Genomic DNA, 3,602 nt, shown 5'->3' with positions numbered 1-3,602 from the left:
GATTGACATAGGCCGAGCCGTCGGCCCATTGATAGGCGCGCGGCAGCGGCGAATGGGCGGTCCTTTCGTTAAAGCGCTCTCCGAAAGAAGCGTCACTTTCGAGCTTGTCCGCAATTTCCTGAAGCTTTGGGGCGGAAGCCTCCCAGCTATCGAGTGCGCCCTGCAAATGGGCGGCAACCGACGGCACGGCGATGCAACGGGAAAGGTCTTTTGTAACCACCACCAGTTTGCCGTCCCGGCTGCCGTCTTTTAAGGTTGCAAGCTTCATTCCTTCCCCTCGATCGTTCCATCAAATTTCTTCTCCAGCCCGTCCCAGCAATCAATATAGTTCTTTTGCAGGCTGTCATGGCGGGCGGCGAACTCGGTGACGAGTTGCGGCAGCCGTGTTTCAAACATGAAGGCCATGGTGTCATCGAGCTTCTGCGGCGCAAGCTCTGCATTACTCGCCTTTTCAAAGCCGAATGTGTCCGGCCCGTGCGGCAGCATCATGTTATGCAGGCTGATCCCGCCGGGAACGAAACCTTCCTCTTTCGCATCATACTGACCCTGAATAAGCCCCATAAACTCGCTCATGATATTGCGGTGATACCAGGGCGGGCGGAAAGTATCCTCCGCCACCAGCCAGCGCGGCGGGAAGATCGCGAAATCGATGTTCGCGGTGCCGGGCTCACCTGTTGGCGCGGTCAGGACGGTGAAGATCGACGGATCCGGATGATCGAAGGAGATAGACCCGATGGTGTTGTAATGACGAAGGTCATATTTATAGGGCGCGTAATTCCCGTGCCAAGCGACCACGTCGAGGGGGGAATGTCCTATTTCCGTGGCATAGAACTTCCCGCCCCATTTTGTTTCAACCCGACAGGGGCTGTCTTTTTCCTCATAAGCGGCGGTCGGATATTTGAAATCGCGCGGATTAGCGAGGCCGTTTGCGCCGATCGGACCGCGCTCCGGCAGGGTGAGGCGCGGCCCGTAATTCTCACAGATATAGCCGCGGGCTTTCCCGTCCATCAGTTCCACCCGGAACATCATGCCGCGCGGCAGCACGCAGATCTCCAGCGGCTCGACCTCCAATATGCCAAGCTCGGTCACGATCCGGAGCCGTCCCATCTCCGGTACCAGCAGTATCTCTCCGTCCGCATTGAAGAAATAGTCATCGGTCATGTCGCTATTCGCAACATAGACATGCGCCGCCATGCCAGTCTGGGAAAGGACACTGCCCGCCGTCGTAATGGTGCGTATGCCCGTGATGAATGTCGTCGTGTCCTCCGGCAAGGGGATCGGGTTCCAGCGGAACTGTCCGAGCGGCGCATTCTCATACACAGCAGGTGCTGATTTCCAGAACGGCCGATCTGCGGGTGTGAACTCACGCATATGGCGGACAGACGGGCGCATCCGGTAGAGCCAGCTTCGGGCGTTCGTCGCGTTGGGCGCCGTAAAGGCTGTGCCCGAGAATTGCTCCGCATAGAGGCCATAGGCGCATTTCTGGGGGCTGTTGCGCCCCTGTGGCAGGGCGCCGGGAAGAGCCTCCGTTTCAAACTGATTATTGAAACCGGTCATATAGGCAAGAGCCATGGGGACAAATCCTTGTTGATCTATACCGTCTAAATTAGTAACATATGTAACAGTCGTGTTTGTAACTATCAAGAAAGTTTTTGATGAGTCTCGTTTTGGAAGAATTTTTGCCATATCGTTTCAATCGTTTGGCGGAAACGCTCAGTCGCAATGCGAGTGTTGCCTATAAATCAGAATATGGGCTGAGCCGTTCGGAATGGCGGGCCTTTGCGCTGCTTGGGCAAAAGGGAACGATGACCGCGACCGAGATTTCCTACTATTCGACCATGCATAAAACGAAAGTCAGCCGGGCGATCTTTGCGCTGGAGAAGAAACGCTGGCTGGCGCGGGAAGTCGATGAGACTGACCGACGGCTGGAACGCATCACCCTGACGGCGCAGGGAGAAAAAGCCTATGAGAATCTGGTGCCGAAGATGCAAGGAATCGAGAATGAATTGATTGCCCGCCTCGGTAAGCAAAACAGCGAGGCGCTCTTCAAGGGGCTGGCGGCCCTTGAAAAATTATATCTGGATAAGGAAACAGCCTCGCGTTCGCAGAAAGCCGGTTAGGCCTGCCAGACTACGGGGAAAAGGTCGCTATCCAGCGGCGCACCAGCTGGAATCATCGGATCGCGCAACATCTTCTGAAGATTTGGTCTTGGATTATAGGTGACATCGTGACCGGCCCAGCGCTGGATATAGGCGCGGCGGCGGACATTTGGCATCCGGTTCGGCTGCGCCCCATGCAGGGTCAGGCCGTGATGCAGCGTGCAATCGCCCGGTTCCAGCTCATAGGAGACGATATCATAATCCTCGCGCGCGGCCTCCACATCCGGAACCTCCGGTAACTCCTCCTCATACTTCTGATCCGGATCGAAGCTGATGGCGAGAAACTTTTTGCCCCAGCGGTGAGAGCCGCGCAAATACTCCACCGCGCCGCTCTCGAAAGTGACCGGGTCAAGCGCGAGCCAAAGCGTTGCAATCTGATCGCCGGCGACGGGCCAGTAGGTATAATCCTGATGCCAGGGAGTCGGGGTGGAGGTATCGGGCTCCTTCACCAGAATCTGGTCGAACAGCAGATTGACTTTCTTCGCTTTCAGCACCGAAGCGGCAATCTGCGATGCCGGGGAATTGAAAACAGCATCCTTGAACCCGTCGAGATGATGGCAGACAAAGGTATCTCCGAAAAAGAACCCGGTTGCTCCCTCCGCGTCGATGCTCTTGACCATACCGGATGGGTTGGCAATATCCTCATCAATCAAATCGCGCAGGCGCTCAATCCAATTCATATTGAAAAACCCGCGAAGGCAAACAACGCCATCTTCCTGAAATGTCCTGACTTCCTCATCCGTGACCGGTCGTGTGAGATTATTATTCATTTTCGCCTCAGAGTTTGTATGCGCGCGCCCTTTGCCTTTAATATATACCGTAAATCATGAGGAAGTGAAATGACCCCAGCCGAGCCATCACCTTCTCCCGCCGAGATCTGGTTTAGGTCGCATGTTCTCTGGCCGGATGAAACCCTGCTTTGGTCGGGACGGCCCGGCATTTTTCGCGCGCTCTTCTTTAATTTCTGGTTTTGCCTTTGTGGCGCCTTTCTGACCGCCCTGCTCGTCGCTTTCGCCTGGGTGTCGGGCGGAGTCAGCGATCCACGCCTGCCCGAAATAGTACTGGCGCTGGGGTCTCTCTGGCTTTTGTTAAGCCCGCTCCGCTATGGATGGCGCGCCCATCGCACCGCCTATTTCGTGACGGACAAACGCGTGGTTATCCTGCGTAAAGGCCTGTTCCGGGTGCATGAAACGGCATTTCTCGCCGGAGAGGTTTCAAACTTTCAACTCAAACGGCTTAAAGGAAACCGCGGGGATATTCGTCTTCGGCTGAGCGAGGCGAAGGCCCCCAACCCCTATCAGGATGACAAGGAAAAATATGTACCAGGCATGACCAGCAATGTCCTCGCCTGGTCCGGCTCCGCTCCCTTCATTATGTATAATGACGGTCTCTGGGGGGTCGATAATGTTTCCGTCGCGGCGGCGGCGATCCGCAAGCTGACCT

At 55.9% G+C, this 3,602-nt stretch carries 3 protein-coding genes and 2 pseudogenes; 2 read left to right on the top strand and 3 right to left on the bottom strand.

Annotated elements, in window-relative coordinates:
• Both P1U71_RS10675 and hmgA read right to left on the bottom strand, forming a co-directional pair.
• Positions 1-268 (bottom strand): annotated as a pseudogene (locus P1U71_RS10675) (2-keto-4-pentenoate hydratase); the annotation flags it as partial.
• The gene (gene hmgA, locus P1U71_RS10670; protein ID WP_301105590.1) at positions 265-1,572 is read right to left on the bottom strand and encodes a homogentisate 1,2-dioxygenase; all 1,308 of its coding nucleotides are present in this window, start codon (positions 1,570-1,572) and stop codon (positions 265-267) included. The pseudogene P1U71_RS10675 and the gene hmgA, both read right to left, overlap by 4 nt.
• A gap of 83 nt (positions 1,573-1,655) precedes the next feature.
• Between hmgA and P1U71_RS10665 the strand changes: the two genes are divergently transcribed.
• Complete coding sequence (locus P1U71_RS10665) at positions 1,656-2,120, top strand: MarR family winged helix-turn-helix transcriptional regulator (protein WP_301105589.1); 465 nt, start codon at positions 1,656-1,658, stop codon at positions 2,118-2,120.
• Here P1U71_RS10665 and P1U71_RS10660 read toward each other — a convergent pair.
• Positions 2,117-2,929: a phytanoyl-CoA dioxygenase family protein gene (locus tag P1U71_RS10660; RefSeq protein ID WP_301105588.1), complete on the bottom strand. Its 813-nt coding sequence runs from the start codon at positions 2,927-2,929 to the stop codon at positions 2,117-2,119. The two genes, P1U71_RS10665 and P1U71_RS10660, sit on opposite strands and share 4 nt — an antisense overlap.
• A 69-nt stretch (positions 2,930-2,998) precedes the next feature.
• On the opposite strand from P1U71_RS10660, the pseudogene P1U71_RS10655 reads away from it, so the two are divergent.
• A pseudogene (locus P1U71_RS10655) lies at positions 2,999-3,602 on the top strand (hypothetical protein); the annotation flags it as partial.

Source organism: Sneathiella sp., from assembly GCF_029233945.1.
Taxonomy (GTDB): domain Bacteria; phylum Pseudomonadota; class Alphaproteobacteria; order Sneathiellales; family Sneathiellaceae; genus Sneathiella.
Note: the sequence above shows the minus strand (reverse complement) of the source record. Positions and strands in the feature narration are given on the sequence as shown.

What these genes read in the sequence shown, in the direction of transcription:
- hmgA (WP_301105590.1), bottom strand. Translation starts at nt 1,572, where the DNA reads ATGGCTCTTGCCTATATGACCGGTTTCAATAATCAGTTTGAAACGGAG.
- P1U71_RS10665 (WP_301105589.1), top strand. Translation starts at nt 1,656, where the DNA reads ATGAGTCTCGTTTTGGAAGAATTTTTGCCATATCGTTTCAATCGTTTG.
- P1U71_RS10660 (WP_301105588.1), bottom strand. Translation starts at nt 2,929, where the DNA reads ATGAATAATAATCTCACACGACCGGTCACGGATGAGGAAGTCAGGACA.